The organism is Serratia sp. Ag1 (genome assembly GCF_000743355.1).
GTDB lineage: Bacteria > Pseudomonadota > Gammaproteobacteria > Enterobacterales > Enterobacteriaceae > Chania.
Window position 1 is genome coordinate 154,330 of the sequence record NZ_JQEI01000023.1, and the last position, 15,393, is coordinate 169,722.

Genomic DNA, 15,393 nt, shown 5'->3' on the forward strand with positions numbered 1-15,393 from the left:
TATCCTAGGCAGGCCCTCATGAAGATAAAAGGAAAGGCATGACGCGTTGGTTAATAATGTCATTAGGTTGGCTGGCCGTAGTGTTGGCAACGCTGGGCGTGGTGTTGCCGTTGCTGCCGACCACGCCATTTCTGCTATTAGCCGCGTGGTGCTTTGCCCGTTCGTCGCCACGTTTTCATCATTGGCTGCTATATCGTTCATGGTTTGGTTCCTATTTACGCCATTGGCAACAACATCGTGCATTGCCAGCGGGAGCCAAATGGAAAGCGCTGCTGCTGATTATAGTGACGTTTGCGGTTTCGCTCTGGCTGGTGAAAGTCTGGTGGGCCAGGGGCGTTTTGTTGGTGATTCTGGCCATTCTTTTGGCCTTTATGTTGCGGATGCCGGTTATTGATCGGGAGCAACAAAAAACGCGCTGATTGTGCTGCGTCAGTTGCATTTATCACGCATTTTGCATAGATTTGGGCGTTTTCGTGCGCAGGTTTCTTCCCTCTGATTATTCTCGCTCAAGGCCACCGCCTGGCCAGGGTCTGAGGGGCCTGTGTGGAAGTTATCAGGTAGTTTTATCAGGCAATAACTATGACCGCGACTGCACAGCAGCTTCAGTTTATTAAAGACAGTATCAAAACCATCCCCGACTATCCGAAGCCGGGCATTCTGTTTCGTGATGTGACCAGCCTGTTGGAAAACCCGCTGGCTTATGCTGCCAGCATCGAACTGCTGGTTGAGCGTTACCGCGAGGCAGGCTTTACCAAAGTGGTGGGGACTGAGGCGCGTGGTTTTCTGTTTGGAGCCCCGGTGGCGCTGGCGTTAGGGGTTGGGTTTGTGCCGGTGCGCAAGCCGGGTAAATTACCGCGTGCAACTCTGTGCGAAAGCTATGAGCTGGAATATGGCACCGATCGGCTGGAAATTCACAGCGATGCGATTACTGCAGATGACAAAGTGCTGATGGTGGACGATCTGCTGGCAACCGGTGGCACCATCGAAGCCACGGTTAAACTGATCCGCCGGTTAGGTGGTGCAGTAACCGACGCGGCGTTTATTATCAACCTGCCGGATCTCGGTGGTGAAACGCGCCTGAATGGCTTGGGCATCGATTGCTACAGCCTGGTCGACTTTGCCGGGCACTGATCCATCGCAGCCGTTCGGCATGACCATAACGGCCTCGCGGAACGCCGCGGGGCTGTGTTAGCATGGCCCTCCAGACCACTCGACTTCTCCGGTATCAATGAGCTATCAGGTTCTAGCCCGTAAGTGGCGCCCTCAAACGTTTGCAGATGTTGTCGGACAGGAACATGTCCTGACGGCGCTGGCTAACGGCCTCTCTTTGGGGCGCATCCATCACGCCTATCTGTTTTCGGGCACGCGTGGCGTGGGTAAAACGTCGATTGCCCGCCTGTTGGCTAAAGGCCTGAACTGTGAAACCGGTATTACTGCCACGCCTTGCGGCCAATGTGATAACTGTCGCGAGATCGAACAGGGGCGGTTTGTCGATCTGATCGAGATCGATGCGGCATCCAGAACCAAGGTGGAAGACACCCGCGATCTGCTGGATAACGTGCAATATGCGCCTGCTCGTGGCCGGTTCAAAGTTTACCTGATCGATGAAGTGCATATGCTCTCGCGCCACAGCTTCAATGCGTTGCTGAAAACGCTGGAAGAGCCGCCTTCGCACGTCAAATTCCTGCTGGCAACCACCGATCCGCAGAAACTGCCGGTGACAATCCTTTCGCGCTGCCTGCAATTTCATCTCAAAGCATTAGACGTTGAACAGATCCGCACTCAACTGGAAACCATCCTGCAGGCGGAGCAGATTACCAGTGACGCCCGAGCGTTGCAGTTGTTGGCACGAGCTGCCGATGGCAGTATGCGCGATGCCCTCAGCCTGACCGATCAGGCCATTGCCATGGGGCAAGGCCAGGTGACCACCGCCACCGTCAGCCAAATGCTTGGCACGCTAGATGACGAACAGCCACTGGCGATTCTTGAAGCCTTGGTGGGTGCCGATGGCGAAAAGGTGATGGCTCAGGTGGCTCAGGCGGCTTCACGCGGTGTCGATTGGGAAAACCTGCTGGTGGAAACGCTGGCACTGTTGCACCGCATTGCGATGATTCAGCTGTTGCCTGCGGCGCTGGATAATCACTATGCCGCGATTGAACAACGTTTGCGCGAGTTGGCGCGGACCTTGCCACCGGCAGAACTGCAGCTTTATTACCAAACTCTGTTGGTCGGGCGTAAAGAGCTGGCTTATGCGCCGGATCGCCGTATGGGCGTGGAGATGACCCTGCTGCGTGCGCTGGCATTTCACCCTAAAGCTGTGATCCCTGAACCGGTCGCCATGCTGCAGCCGGCTCCAGCAGCACCGAGTGCGCAGCCGCAGAGCCCGGCGCTGCAACCACAATTTCAAGACGCCCCGCCCCCTTTGGGGCAGGCGGCGCCACCACAGAATCATCAACCAGCGAGTTTACCCGATGCTACCGCGCAACTGCTGAAAGCGCGAACCCAGTTGCTGCGGCAACAGGGGGCATCCACACCAAAAAAGAATGAGCCGGCTGCGCCTGGAACAGCGCGGTCGGCAAACTCAGCGCTGGAGCGGTTAGCTTCCGTGACTGAGCGTAGCCAGAAGCGTCAGGCGGAAAAGGTCGTGGCGGAAAAGCCCGCCAAGCCAGAGGCCTATCGCTGGCGTGCGCAGACCGAACCGGAAGCTGCTCCTGAGCCATTAACCACACCAAAAGCTTTACGCACGGCGCTGGAGCATGAAAAAACGCCCGAGCTGTCTGCTAAGCTGGTGGTTGAGGCCATTGCGCGTGATCCCTGGGCGGCAGAAATTGATCGGCTGCAAATACCGAAACTGGTCCAGCAACTGGCGTTGAACGCCTTTAAAGAAGTGCCAGAACCAGGCAGAATTTGTCTCCACTTACGTTCTTCGCAGCGTCATCTGAATTCGCCTTCGGCGCAGAAGACGCTGGCTGATGCACTCGGCGAGCTGTATGGCAACCCGGTTGAACTCATCGTTGTGGAAGACGATAATCCGGTGGAGCGGACTCCGCTGGAGTGGCGGCAAGCCATATATGAAGAAAAGCTGGCGCAGGCTCGCCAGTCCATCGTTGCGGATACCAATATCCAGACGCTGCGCCGATTTTTCGACGCGGATCTGGATGAAGACAGTATCCGCCCTATTTAACGCGGCGCACCGTGCGCGGCCAATGCTATGAGAGACGACTATGTTTGGTAAAGGCGGTCTGGGTAACTTGATGAAGCAAGCCCAGCAAATGCAGGAAAAAATGCAGCAGATGCAGGAAGAAGTCGCCAAATTGGAAGTGACGGGCGAATCTGGTGCAGGCCTGGTGAAAGTGACCATTAACGGGGCGCATAACTGCCGCCGGGTGGAGATCGATCAAAGCCTGATGGAAGATGATAAAGAGATGCTGGAAGATCTGATCGCTGCGGCGTTCAACGACGCGGCGCGCCGCATTGAAGAAACCCAGAAAGAGAAGATGGCATCGGTTTCTAACGGTATGCAACTGCCGCCTGGCTTTAAGATGCCGTTCTGATGCAAACCAGTCCGCTGCTTGAATCCTTGATGGAAGCATTGCGCTGCCTGCCGGGCGTTGGCCCGAAGTCGGCGCAGCGCATGGCGTTTCAGCTGTTGCAGCGCGATCGCAGCGGTGGGATGCGCCTGGCACAGGCGTTGACCCGTGCGATGTCGGAGATTGGCCATTGTGCCGATTGCCGCACTTTTACCGAACAGGACACCTGCACCATCTGCAATAATCCGCGTCGTCAGCAAAACGGCCAGATCTGCGTGGTAGAAAGCCCGGCAGATATCCACGCCATTGAGCAGACCGGGCAGTTTGCCGGGCGCTACTTTGTGCTGATGGGCCATCTGTCGCCGCTCGACGGTATCGGGCCTGGTGATATCGGCCTGGATCGGCTGGAGCAACGGCTGGAAAAGGAAACCATTACCGAAGTGATCCTGGCCACCAACCCGACGGTGGAAGGGGATGCGACGGCCAACTACATTGCTGAAATGTGCGGCCAGTATGGCATTCTGGCCAGCCGCATCGCTCACGGTGTGCCGGTGGGCGGTGAACTGGAGATGGTTGATGGCACCACGCTGTCGCACTCTTTGGCCGGTCGCAACGTGATCAAGTTCTGATGCCTTTCTGCGGGGCAGGCCACTGCCCCGTCATCGCTTGGTAAAAATTCCTCTCCATTCGCTTGAAAAATCTCAACCTTGACCCCACTTAACCTGCATTGTTCGCTTTGCTCACTACTGTCTTTGAGGTAATCAATGAGTATGAAAGGTCAAGAAACCCGTGGGTTCCAGTCTGAAGTAAAACAACTGCTTCATTTGATGATTCATTCGCTGTACTCCAATAAAGAAATTTTTCTGCGTGAGCTGATTTCCAACGCATCCGATGCTGCTGACAAACTGCGCTTCCGTGCGCTTTCAGCTCCTGAGCTGTATGAAGGTGATGGCGAGCTACGCGTGCGCCTCTCTTTCGACAAAGACAAACGTACCCTGACGATTACTGACAACGGCATTGGTATGAACCGTGAAGAGGTGATCGAAAACCTGGGCACCATTGCTAAATCTGGCACCAAGGCGTTCCTGGAGTCGATTGGTTCCGATCAGGCGAAAGACAGCCAGCTGATTGGTCAGTTTGGCGTTGGTTTCTATTCCGCGTTTATCGTGGCAGATAAAGTGACCGTGCGCACCCGCGCGGCGGGTACGGCGGCTGATGCTGGCGTGTTCTGGGAATCTGCCGGTGAAGGCGATTACACCATCGCGGACATCACTAAAGAAGATCGCGGCACCGAAATTACCTTGCACCTGCGCGAAGGCGAAGATGAATATCTTGATGCCTGGCGTTTGCGTTCGGTGATCGGCAAATACTCCGATCACATTGCGTTGCCGGTAGAGATCGAAACCAAGAATGAAGAAGACGATACGGTGACCTGGGAGAAAATCAACAAGGCGCAAGCCCTGTGGACTCGCAGCAAATCAGACGTCACCGACGAAGAGTACAAAGAGTTCTACAAACACATTTCCCATGACTTCACTGAACCGCTGAGCTGGAGCCACAACCGTGTGGAAGGCAAGCAGGAATACACCAGCCTGCTGTATATCCCGGCGCAAGCGCCGTGGGACATGTGGAACCGTGATCACAAACATGGTTTGAAGCTGTACGTGCAGCGCGTGTTCATCATGGACGACGCCGAACAGTTTATGCCGAATTACCTGCGTTTTGTGCGCGGCCTGATCGATTCCAACGATCTGCCGCTGAACGTTTCCCGTGAAATTCTGCAGGATAACCGCATCACGCAAAACCTGCGTGGCGCGTTAACCAAGCGCGTATTGCAGATGCTGGACAAGCTGGCGAAAGACGACGCAGAAAGCTACCAGAAATTCTGGCAGCAGTTCGGCCTGGTGCTGAAAGAGGGCCCGGCGGAAGATCACAGCAACAAGGAAGCGGTTGCCAAACTGCTGCGCTTTGCTTCTACGCATAACGACAGCTCGGCGCAGACCGTTGCGCTGGAAGAGTATGTTGGCCGCATGAGCGAAGGCCAGGACAAAATCTACTACATCACTGCCGACAGCTACGCCGCCGCCAAGAGCAGCCCGCATCTGGAACTGTTCCGCAAGAAAGGCATTGAAGTGCTGCTGCTCTCCGATCGCATTGACGAATGGATGATGAGCTACCTGACCGAGTTTGATGGCAAGGTGTTCCAGTCGGTCAGCAAAGCGGATGAAGCGCTGGATAAACTGGCGGATGAAACCGAAGAGCAGAAAGAAGCCGAGAAACAGCTTGAGCCATTTATCGAGCGGGTGAAAACGCTGCTGGGTGAGCGGGTGAAAGACGTGCGCCTGACGCACCGTTTAACTGATACTCCGGCGATTGTCACCACCGATGCCGATGAAATGACCACCCAGATGGCGAAGCTGTTTGCCGCTGCGGGCCAGGCAGCGCCAGAAGTGAAGTATATTTTTGAGCTGAACCCGGAGCATGCGTTGGTTAAACGCGCCTCTGACGTGGGCGATAACGAACAATTTGCCGAATGGATCGATCTGCTGTTGGATCAGGCTCTGTTGGCAGAGCGCGGTACGCTGGAAGATCCAAACCAGTTTATCCGCCGGATGAATAAGTTACTGTCTGCGTAATAGATCCCACCCGCGCTCCTCACCCAGCGGTGAGGGGCGTATTTTTTCTCTCTTCGCTAATTGCCTCGTTTCAGCGGGCTTTTTCCGCCATTGATCTCTTGTACCAACCTTGAGCCAGCACCCCGGTAAATGGTATGGTTGAGTGTTTTCGCAACTTTATAAAAACTACATAGCAAGGGGATTTACGCAATGCGTATCATTCTGCTGGGCGCTCCGGGCGCTGGTAAAGGTACTCAGGCTCAATTCATCATGGAGAAATACGGTATTCCGCAAATCTCTACGGGTGACATGTTGCGCGCAGCCGTGAAGGCCGGTACTGAACTGGGCAAGCAGGCGAAAGAGATCATGGATGCCGGCAAGCTGGTTACCGATGAACTGGTCATTGCGCTGGTTAAAGAGCGCATCACTCAGGAAGACTGCCGTAACGGCTTCTTGCTGGACGGTTTTCCGCGCACTATTCCGCAGGCTGATGCCATGAAAGAAGCCGGGATCAAAGTGGATTATGTGCTGGAGTTCGACGTACCGGACGAATTGATCGTTGATCGCATCGTTGGTCGCCGTGTGCATGCCCCTTCTGGCCGCGTGTATCACATTAGATTCAACCCGCCGAAGGTGGAAGGGAAAGACGACGCCACTGGCGAAGAGCTGACCACCCGTAAAGACGATCAGGAAGAGACCGTGCGTAAGCGCCTGGTGGAATACCATCAGATGACGGCACCATTGGTGTCTTACTATCGTAAAGAAGCTGATGCGGGCAATACCGCTTACCATAAAATCGATGGCACACGTAAAGTGACGGAAGTGAGCGCTGAGCTGGCGAACATTCTGGGCTGATCGGTTTTGTTGCTGTACCGAACGCCGGGCCTGACGCCCGGCGTTTTTTTTCCCTTTGCTGGCGCGTTTACCGAACCACCCTATTTAGCTGACAGGAAAAGACGCATGCTCAGGCAGACAAGTTTTCTGGAAGAGGCCACAGCCCGACAGATTGTGCAACGCGCGATGGGCATTATTCACCATTCGGTCAACGTGATGGACAATAACGGGGTGATTATTGCCTCGGGCGATCCGGCACGGTTGTATCAGCGCCACGAAGGTGCACTGTTGGCGCTGACGGAAAATCGGGTTGTAGAAATAGATACTGCGACAGCGGCTCATCTGAAAGGGGTTAAGCCCGGCATCAACCTGCCGTTTAGTTTTCGCCAGCAATACGTTGGGGTGATCGGGATTTCGGGGGAACCGCAGGAAGTCCGTGCCTACGCTGAACTGGTGAAAATGGCCGCTGAAATGATGGTAGAGCAGGCGGCATTGTTGGATCAAAATCAGTGGGAGAAACGCTACCGTGAGGAACTGGCGGATCAACTGCTGCAGCCGCAAGCGGAGCCCGGTTCGCTGGAGGCGATGGCGGCCTATCTGGGGCTAGATCTGCAGCAACCACGCATTGTCTGGATTGTCGAACACCACGACCAGCCGCCGCAATTATTACGCGAGCTGTTTGCCGAATTGGAAAGCACCCAGCACGGTGCCTTGATCTCTATGACGCGTTTCAATGAGCTGGTGCTTTTGCGGCCTGCCATGCTGCAGCGAGGGGAATGGAGTCTCAAGCAGGAACGCCGTCAGGCGCAGCAGTTGTTGAACCAACTGCAAGGGCGCTTCAACGTCAGATTGATTATCGGTGGCTATTTCGCCGGGCTGGAAGGATTACAGCGTTCGAGCCTGACCGCGCGGGCAACCCAGGTGATGGCACGCAGGTTGAAGCTGCGGCATAAAACGTTGTTCTATCAGGACTACCCGCTGCCTTCGCTGCTGTGCGACATGGGGGAGGGCTGGCGAGCGCAGGAACTGTCCAGGCCGTGGGCGGTGTTGAGCGAAAAAGACGAAAAGGGAGTGCTGCGCAGTACGCTCCGCCAATATTTTTACCAAAATTGTGATCAGACGCAAACCGCACTGCAACTGCATATTCATGTGAATACGCTGCGTTATCGCCTGCAAAAAATAGAAGCTATAACAGGTTTAAAAATTAATAACTTAGGCGATAACCTACAGCTGTATATCGGTATGCTGATTAATGACTGAACTGTATTAACCCACAATTTTCCAGCCTTTTTGACCGGCTATTTTTGTTGTTTTCTCTCAGGCGAAAATGTGGCACTGGCGTTAAGTTAACGGTCATTCAATCTCGTAGGCTGAGGAATCTGCAATGACAATCCTGAAAAAAATCGTGATCGCGCCAGACTCGTTTAAAGAAAGCCTGAGCGCGCTGGAAGTGGCACAGGCCATTGAGCGTGGCTTTCGCCAGATATTCCCAGATGTGCAGGCTGTGTTGCTACCGATGGCTGATGGCGGCGAAGGCACGGTGGATTCGATGGTAGCCGCCACGAGCGGTGAGATTGTTAAGGTCAGGGCGACTGATCCTGTGGGTAAACCGGTAGAGGCGTTTTATGGTTGGCTGGGGGATGGGGAAACGGCGGTGATCGAGATGGCTGCCGCTTCTGGGTTGCATCTGGCCGTGGGCGAGGCACGTAATCCTCGCCTCACCACCAGTTACGGCACCGGGGAGTTAATCCTCGCGGCGCTGGATCGCGGGGCGAAAGCGATCATTCTGGGAATCGGTGGCAGTGCCACCAACGATGGTGGCGCAGGCATGATGCAGGCGCTAGGAGCCCGCTTGCTGGATGAAAATCATCAGCCATTGCCTGCAGGGGGAGCCGCGTTGGCACAATTGGCCCATCTCGATCTCAGCCAGTTAGATCCGCGTTTACAGCAGGTCAAGATCACGGTGGCCTGCGATGTGGATAACCCGTTGTGTGGTGCAAAAGGCGCTTCGGCGGTTTTTGGCCCACAGAAAGGGGCGACGCCAGCCATGGTGCAGGAGTTGGATCAGGCACTGCAGCATTACGGGACGCTGTTGGAGCAGGCCACGGGGCGCCAGGTAATGAATGCCCCGGGAGCCGGGGCGGCAGGGGGAATGGGGGCGGCACTAATCGGCTTCCTGGCGGCAGAATTGCGACCGGGTATTGAGATCGTCATTGAAACGCTGCAACTGGAAGCAGCGCTGCGCGATGCCGATCTGGTGATCACCGGCGAAGGGCGGCTCGACAGCCAATCCATTCACGGCAAAACCCCGATCGGCGTAGCGCGGGTGGCAAAGCGCCACCGGTTGCCGGTGATCGGCATCGCCGGTAGCTTGGCGGCGGATTATCAGGTGGTACATCAGCACGGCATCGATGCCGCTTTCTCAGTGCTGGATCGCATTATGACGCTGGAAGAGGCGCTGGCGGGTGCGGCTCGCAATCTGGAAGTGACCGCACGCAACGTTGCTGCGGTTTGGCAATTGGCGCAGCAGGGGAGCACCTCTTGCTGATATCGGTTCCGGCTAAGCACTTTTCCGCTACAATAGGCGCCATTAATCACGGTTAATAACAACGTATTAGCCTGGCAGGAAAAGGGGCCTGTAATGAAGCAAGAGAAACACGGGGTATTGCTGGTCAATCTGGGTACGCCTGATGCCCCGACTCCGCAGGCGGTGAAACGCTATCTGAAAGAGTTCCTCAGCGATAGCCGTGTGGTTGATCTTTCGCCGTTGCTTTGGTGGCCGATTCTGAACGGGGCCATTTTGCCGCTGCGTTCGCCGCGCGTGGCCAAGCTGTATCAATCGGTCTGGATGGATGAAGGTTCACCCTTGCTGGTTTACAGCCGCCGTCAGCAGCAGGCGCTGGCGGAACGTATGCCGAACACGCCGATAGAGTTGGGGATGAGCTATGGTTCACCGAGCCTGGCGCAGGCGCTCGATAAGCTGTTGGCGCAAGGGGTAACCAATCTGGTGGTATTGCCGCTTTATCCACAGTATTCCTGCTCCACTAGCGCGGCGGTGTGGGATGGCGTGGCTCGGGTGCTTAAAGGTTACCGCCGTTTGCCATCGATTAGCTTTATCCGTGACTATGCTGAACATCCCGCTTATATCCGTGCTTTGCAGCACAGCGTTGAAAGTTGTTTTGCCGAACACGGTCAGCCCGATCGTCTGATCATGTCTTTCCACGGTATTCCCAAGCGTTATGCCAGTTTGGGGGATGATTACCCGCAGCGTTGTGAGGATACCTACCGGGCGCTGGCGGCTACGCTGCCGTTGGCTGCAGATCGGGTGATGCTGACTTATCAATCACGCTTTGGCCGTGAACCCTGGTTAACGCCCTACACCGATGAAACCCTGAAAGGGTTGCCAGCGCAGGGGGTGAAACATATTCAACTGATTTGCCCCGGTTTTTCGGCTGACTGTTTAGAAACGCTGGAAGAGATCAAAGAGCAGAACCGGGAGATTTTCTTGCAGGCTGGCGGTGAGAAATTCGAGTATATCTCTGCGCTTAATGACGACCCCGCGCATATTGATATGATGCAGCAGCTGGTGGCACAGCGGTTTTAACAGCAAGATTGTGGCGGGAATATGCTAATATTCCTGCCTGTTCACAGCCACTTCTGCCACTCACATGAAATTTCCTGGTAAACGCAAATCCAAACACTATTTTCCGGTTAACGCTCGCGATCCGCTACTGCAACAGGCACAGCCAGAAAATGAAATTGGCACCTCTTATATCGTCGGTATCGATCAGACCCTGGTGGATATCGAAGCGAAAGTGGACGACGCGTTTGTCGCACGTTATGGCCTGAGCGTAGGCCATTCGCTGGTGATCGACGATGAGATTGCCGAAGCTCTGTATCAGGAATTGATCGACAACAACCTGATTACTCATCAGTTTGCCGGTGGGACGATCGGCAACACGTTGCACAATTATTCAGTGCTGGCAGACGATCGTTCGATCCTGCTCGGTGTTATGTGCAGCAATATCAAGATTGGCAGCTATGCCTACCGCTATCTGTGTAACACTTCCAGCCGTACCGATCTCAACTACCTGCAAGCGGTGGATAATGCGATTGGCCGCTGCTTTACGCTGATTGGTGAAAGCGGTGAGCGCACCTTCGCTATCAGCCCTGGGCAGATGAACCAGTTGCGCCCAGAGAGCATTCCTGAAGAGGTGATTGCCGGGGCTTCTGCACTGGTGTTGACTTCTTATCTGGTGCGTTGCAAACCGGGCGAACCGATGCCTGCCGCCACCATGCAGGCGATCGAATATGCCAAAAAGTACGATGTGCCGGTGGTGCTGACGCTGGGCACCAAGTATGTGATCGCTGACAACCCGCAGTGGTGGCGTGATTTTCTCAACGAACACGTTGCTATTCTGGCGATGAACGAAGATGAAGCTCTGGAGTTGACCGGGCTGAGCGATCCGCTGATGGCTGCGGATATGGCATTAGAGTGGGTGGATTTGGTGCTGTGTACCGCTGGGCCAAGCGGCCTGTATATGGCAGGCTATACCGAAGAAGCCAACAAGCGTGAAACCCAGCATCCGCTGTTGCCTGGTCAGATTGCCGAGTTCAACCGTTACGAATTCAGCCGTGGCATGCGCCGTCTCCACTGCGTAAACCCATTGCGTATCTATTCACATATTGCTCCTTACATGGGCGGCCCAGAAAAGATTATGAATACCAACGGTGCTGGCGATGCTGCGCTGTCGGCTTTGCTGCATGACATTGCTGCCAATGGTTATCACCGCAACAACGTACCGAACTCCAGCAAACATGTGCGCAGTTATCTGACCTATTCGTCTTTGGCACAGGTGTGCAAATATGCCAACCGCGTCAGTTATCAGGTGCTTAACCAGCATTCACCGCGTCTGACGCGCGGCTTGCCGGAACGGGAAGATAGTCTGGAAGAGTCTTACTGGGAAAGGTAACCGCAATAGCAGGAGCGCCGTTTTAGCGCTCCTGCCGGTACATCAACGTTAGATTGGGCAAGCGCCCATTTTCTCTTCTTCCGACAGCGTCTCCAGCTTGAGATTATTCAGCATGCTGTTGGCAATCTCGCGCTCGCCCATCACCACCTGATCCGCCCCCTGTTCAGCAAGATACGAGATTTCATCATCATAATGGGCTCGGACAATGATCTCGAGGTTAGGCCGCTTGGCGCGGGCAGAGGCCACGATCTCACCGGCTTCATAGCTGTTGGGGATGGTTAACAGCAGCCAGCGTGCGCAGTCAAGGCGCGCCAGCTCCATCACTTCTGGGTTGGCTGCATTACCCAGCACCACTTTAACCCCTTGTTCACGTAAAGCCTCGACCCGTGGGCGTGAGTTTTCAACCACCACCAGTGGGATACCGGCCCGTTCGAGTTTGGCGCCCAGCAAGGTACCAACGTTACCAGAACCGACGATCAGGGCATGGTTACACATATCCACCGGGATCTGCTTCTCTTCTTCTACCGCCTCTTCCAGAATCTGGTCTTCCAAAGTTTCGGTTTTCGCCAGATAGCGATCCAGCAGGGTGAACAGCAGCGGGTTGAGCATAATTGACAGAATCGCCCCGGCCAGCACCAGATTGCGGCTGTGCTGGTCCATCATGCCCAAGGTGATCCCCAGCCCGGCGAGAATAAAGGCAAACTCACCGATCTGCGCCAGGCTGGCAGAAATCGTTAGCGCGGTACGCTTGGAATGGCCGAACATTTTTACCAGCAGGAATGCCGCCAGGGACTTACCAAACACGATGATCGCCAGCGTGGCCAGCACGGCTAAAGGTTCATGCAGCAGAATCATCGGATCAAACAGCATCCCGACAGAGACAAAGAACAGCACCGCGAAGGCGTCGCGCAGCGGTAGCGTATCGTGTGCCGCCCGGTGGCTCAGTTCTGATTCGTTCAACACCATGCCAGCAAAGAAGGCACCCAGCGCAAATGAGACATCAAACAGGCCGACGGCACCGTAAGCGATCCCCAGTGCTAATGCCAGCACCGCCAGCGTAAACAACTCACGTGAACCGGTACTGGCGGTTCTGGCCAGGATCCACGGCACCAACCGGCGGCCAACCACGATCATCAGCGCGATAAAGGCAATAACCTTACCGATGGTGATCGCCAGTTCGGTGAGCAACTTCGTGGTGCTGGCATTGTCGTTATTAATCATGTTGCTGAAAGCTGGCAGCAGAACCAGCGTTAGCACCATGGCTAAATCTTCGACGATCAACCAACCGATGGCAATTTGCCCGCGCTGGCTGTCAATCAGTTGCCGTTCCTCCAGCGCTCGCAGCAGCACCACGGTACTGGCGGTAGACAGACACAGGCCAAATACCAGGCCGGAAACCAGATCCCATCCCATCAGCTTCGACAGCCCGATCCCCAGCAAAGTGGCGACGGTTATCTGGGCAATAGCGCCGGGGATGGCGATAGATTTTACCGCGAGAAGATCTTTCAGAGAGAAATGGAGGCCAACACCGAACATCAGCAGGATCACGCCGATTTCTGCCAGCTCGGGTGCCAGAGAGATATCGGCAACAAAACCGGGAGTAAACGGGCCAGCGAGCACGCCAGCAGCCAGATACCCTACCAGAGGGGAGATGCGCAGGCGGTTTGCCAGCATTCCGAAGAGGAAGGCGAGTACTAATCCTCCGACAATCGTGGTGATCAGGGGGGTTGAGTTATGCATCCAGACTCCTTCTAGTTCGCATCACAGCCATTTGACGAAAATAGACAGAGAGTTTATTGCATTTGCTGGGATCGTGTTGGGGTAATTTTACGATTAATGTAAAAAAACAGAGAATTTCACATTTTTTGTACCAAATGGATTATTTTAAGGCTGGGTAGGGTAAATAATGCGGTTTTACAGGGTGATTAACCCGGAAGAAAATGATTTTCAACCGGGTTATTGCCAGGGTTAATGCGTTTTGTGATTCACATTTGGCAGAAAAGCAGTGACAATCCCGATTAACGGCAGGAAAGCGCAGATTTGATAAACCAGCTCGATACTGGTCAAATCGGCCACATAACCAAGAACTGCCGCACCTACGCCGCCCATACCGAAAGCAAAACCGAAGAATAGCCCGGAAACCATGCCCACTTTCCCCGGAATAAGATCTTGCGCATACACCAGAATGGCCGAAAACGCCGAAGCCAGAATCAGGCCGATAATCACTGTCAAAACCCCGGTCCAGTAGAGAGATGCGTAGGGTAAAATCAGGGTAAATGGTGCCACACCAAGGATCGAGCCCCAAATCACATATTTACGCCCGATCTTGTCACCCAAAGGCCCACCAATCAGGGTTCCAGCAGCCACGGCAAACAGGAAGGCAAACAGATGAAGCTGGGCATTCTGTATCGAAATGCCGAACTTATGCATCAGATAAAAGGTGTAATAGCTAGTAATACTGGTGAGATAGAAATATTTGGAAAAAATCAGTACCAGCAGGATGCCTAGAGAGAACAGCACGGTGCGTTTAGGCAGCGCCAATCCCTGGACCGCAGGTTTGGGCCTGCTCTGTGCGGCTCTGTGCTGCTGTTGATACCATTTGCTGACCTGTAGCAACACCACAATCGCCAGCAGGGCGGCGAGCGAAAACCAGGCGACATTGCCCTTGCCATATGGCGCGATCACCAGAGCCGCCAGCAATGGGCCGAGTGCGCTGCCGAAGTTGCCGCCTACCTGGAATAAGGATTGCGCCAGACCGTGCCGCCCGCCAGAGGCCATGCGCGCGACCCGTGAGGATTCCGGGTGGAAAACCGAAGAGCCGGTGCCCACCAGCGCTGCGGCCAACAGCACCAGCGGGAAAGTATTCGCCACCGAAAGCAGCAATAAGCCGGAAAGGGTGAACCCCATACCGACGGGGAGCGAGTAGGGCTGCGGATGTTTATCGGTGTAATAACCAATCAGCGGTTGCAGCAACGATGCGGAGAGCTGATAGGTCAGGGTGATCATGCCGATTTGCACAAAACTGAGGTTGAAATCGGCGCGCAGGATCGGGTAAATCGCCAGGATCAGCGATTGAATCATATCATTGAGCAGGTGAGAAACGCTGATAGCACCGAGAATCGAAAAAACGGTGCCTTTAACCGCACTGCTTCTGGCTGGTGGCAGGGCGGCCTCGCTACGGTCAGTCATATTATTATTAGCCTGATAAGTGGATACAAAGTCGTCATCTTATACCCTTTATCTGGCTCATGAAATATTGTTGCTTATACCCGTCATACTTCAAGTTGCTTGGGTGTTGGCTGCCTTCACTCACCCCAGTCACTTACTTGAGTAAGCTCCTAGGGATTCGTTCAGTTGCCGCCTACAAGCAACTCGAATTATTTTGGGTATAGATGTTATTCCACCGTGGCGATACCTCCAGCCTGATTGGTCGGTAGCCTA

The 15,393-nt window shown here is 54.7% G+C and carries 13 protein-coding genes and 1 other annotated feature; of the genes, 11 read left to right on the top strand and 2 right to left on the bottom strand.

The window, feature by feature from the left end; all coding sequences use genetic code 11:
* Positions 1–38: 38 nt before the first annotated feature.
* The 11 genes from IV04_RS14030 (at position 39) to IV04_RS14080 (ending at position 11,952) form a co-directional block, all read left to right on the top strand.
* Positions 39–419, top strand: a complete 381-nt coding sequence (locus IV04_RS14030; protein ID WP_037394560.1) for a DUF454 family protein — start codon at positions 39–41, stop codon at positions 417–419.
* 160 nt (positions 420–579) lie between these two features.
* Positions 580–1,131 (top strand): adenine phosphoribosyltransferase, encoded by a 552-nt coding sequence (gene apt, locus IV04_RS14035; RefSeq protein WP_037394557.1) that lies wholly within the window; start codon positions 580–582, stop codon positions 1,129–1,131.
* Positions 1,132–1,228: 97 nt separating this feature from the next.
* Positions 1,229–3,184, top strand: coding sequence for a DNA polymerase III subunit gamma/tau (gene dnaX / locus IV04_RS14040; RefSeq protein WP_037394554.1), 1,956 nt, complete (start codon positions 1,229–1,231; stop codon positions 3,182–3,184).
* Positions 2,517–2,581: a sequence feature (DnaX frameshifting element), on the top strand. Its footprint overlaps the gene before it by 65 nt.
* 40 nt (positions 3,185–3,224) lie before the next feature.
* A complete protein-coding gene (locus tag IV04_RS14045; RefSeq protein WP_037394553.1) occupies positions 3,225–3,554 on the top strand; it encodes a YbaB/EbfC family nucleoid-associated protein in 330 nt (109 codons plus the stop codon).
* Positions 3,554–4,159: a recombination mediator RecR gene (recR, locus tag IV04_RS14050; protein ID WP_037394551.1), complete on the top strand. Its 606-nt coding sequence runs from the start codon at positions 3,554–3,556 to the stop codon at positions 4,157–4,159. The genes IV04_RS14045 and recR overlap by 1 nt, the downstream gene beginning before the upstream one ends.
* A 141-nt stretch (positions 4,160–4,300) precedes the next feature.
* Positions 4,301–6,166: a molecular chaperone HtpG gene (gene htpG, locus IV04_RS14055; RefSeq protein ID WP_037394549.1), complete on the top strand. Its 1,866-nt coding sequence runs from the start codon at positions 4,301–4,303 to the stop codon at positions 6,164–6,166.
* A gap of 189 nt (positions 6,167–6,355) precedes the next feature.
* Complete coding sequence (gene adk, locus IV04_RS14060) at positions 6,356–7,000, top strand: adenylate kinase (RefSeq protein WP_037394547.1); 645 nt, start codon at positions 6,356–6,358, stop codon at positions 6,998–7,000.
* Between the two features lie 105 nt (positions 7,001–7,105).
* The gene (locus tag IV04_RS14065; protein ID WP_037394544.1) at positions 7,106–8,239 is read left to right on the top strand and encodes a sugar diacid recognition domain-containing protein; all 1,134 of its coding nucleotides are present in this window, start codon (positions 7,106–7,108) and stop codon (positions 8,237–8,239) included.
* A gap of 124 nt (positions 8,240–8,363) precedes the next feature.
* The gene (locus IV04_RS14070; protein WP_037394541.1) at positions 8,364–9,527 is read left to right on the top strand and encodes a glycerate kinase; all 1,164 of its coding nucleotides are present in this window, start codon (positions 8,364–8,366) and stop codon (positions 9,525–9,527) included.
* Between the two features lie 93 nt (positions 9,528–9,620).
* A complete protein-coding gene (hemH, locus tag IV04_RS14075; RefSeq protein WP_037394538.1) occupies positions 9,621–10,583 on the top strand; it encodes a ferrochelatase in 963 nt (320 codons plus the stop codon).
* Between the two features lie 64 nt (positions 10,584–10,647).
* Positions 10,648–11,952 carry an inosine/guanosine kinase gene (locus IV04_RS14080; RefSeq protein WP_037394535.1) on the top strand — a complete coding sequence of 435 codons (1,305 nt, stop codon included), beginning with the start codon at positions 10,648–10,650 and terminating at the stop codon, positions 11,950–11,952.
* Between the two features lie 48 nt (positions 11,953–12,000).
* Here IV04_RS14080 and ybaL read toward each other — a convergent pair whose 3' ends face one another.
* Both ybaL and IV04_RS14090 read right to left on the bottom strand, forming a co-directional pair.
* Positions 12,001–13,692 carry a YbaL family putative K(+) efflux transporter gene (gene ybaL, locus IV04_RS14085; protein ID WP_037394532.1) on the bottom strand — a complete coding sequence of 564 codons (1,692 nt, stop codon included), beginning with the start codon at positions 13,690–13,692 and terminating at the stop codon, positions 12,001–12,003.
* 228 nt (positions 13,693–13,920) lie between these two features.
* On the bottom strand, positions 13,921–15,141 hold the full coding sequence (locus tag IV04_RS14090; RefSeq protein ID WP_037394529.1) for an MFS transporter: 1,221 nt from the start codon (positions 15,139–15,141) through the stop codon (positions 13,921–13,923).
* Between the last annotated feature and the right edge of the window lie 252 nt (positions 15,142–15,393).

Bases quoted from the DNA above. Each gene is read 5' to 3' on its own strand.
- IV04_RS14030 (WP_037394560.1), top strand. From the start codon at position 39: ATGACGCGTTGGTTAATAATGTCATTAGGTTGGCTGGCCGTAGTGTTG.
- apt (WP_037394557.1), top strand. From the start codon at position 580: ATGACCGCGACTGCACAGCAGCTTCAGTTTATTAAAGACAGTATCAAA.
- dnaX (WP_037394554.1), top strand. From the start codon at position 1,229: ATGAGCTATCAGGTTCTAGCCCGTAAGTGGCGCCCTCAAACGTTTGCA.
- IV04_RS14045 (WP_037394553.1), top strand. From the start codon at position 3,225: ATGTTTGGTAAAGGCGGTCTGGGTAACTTGATGAAGCAAGCCCAGCAA.
- recR (WP_037394551.1), top strand. From the start codon at position 3,554: ATGCAAACCAGTCCGCTGCTTGAATCCTTGATGGAAGCATTGCGCTGC.
- htpG (WP_037394549.1), top strand. From the start codon at position 4,301: ATGAAAGGTCAAGAAACCCGTGGGTTCCAGTCTGAAGTAAAACAACTG.
- adk (WP_037394547.1), top strand. From the start codon at position 6,356: ATGCGTATCATTCTGCTGGGCGCTCCGGGCGCTGGTAAAGGTACTCAG.
- IV04_RS14065 (WP_037394544.1), top strand. From the start codon at position 7,106: ATGCTCAGGCAGACAAGTTTTCTGGAAGAGGCCACAGCCCGACAGATT.
- IV04_RS14070 (WP_037394541.1), top strand. From the start codon at position 8,364: ATGACAATCCTGAAAAAAATCGTGATCGCGCCAGACTCGTTTAAAGAA.
- hemH (WP_037394538.1), top strand. From the start codon at position 9,621: ATGAAGCAAGAGAAACACGGGGTATTGCTGGTCAATCTGGGTACGCCT.
- IV04_RS14080 (WP_037394535.1), top strand. From the start codon at position 10,648: ATGAAATTTCCTGGTAAACGCAAATCCAAACACTATTTTCCGGTTAAC.
- ybaL (WP_037394532.1), bottom strand. From the start codon at position 13,692: ATGCATAACTCAACCCCCCTGATCACCACGATTGTCGGAGGATTAGTA.
- IV04_RS14090 (WP_037394529.1), bottom strand. From the start codon at position 15,141: ATGACTGACCGTAGCGAGGCCGCCCTGCCACCAGCCAGAAGCAGTGCG.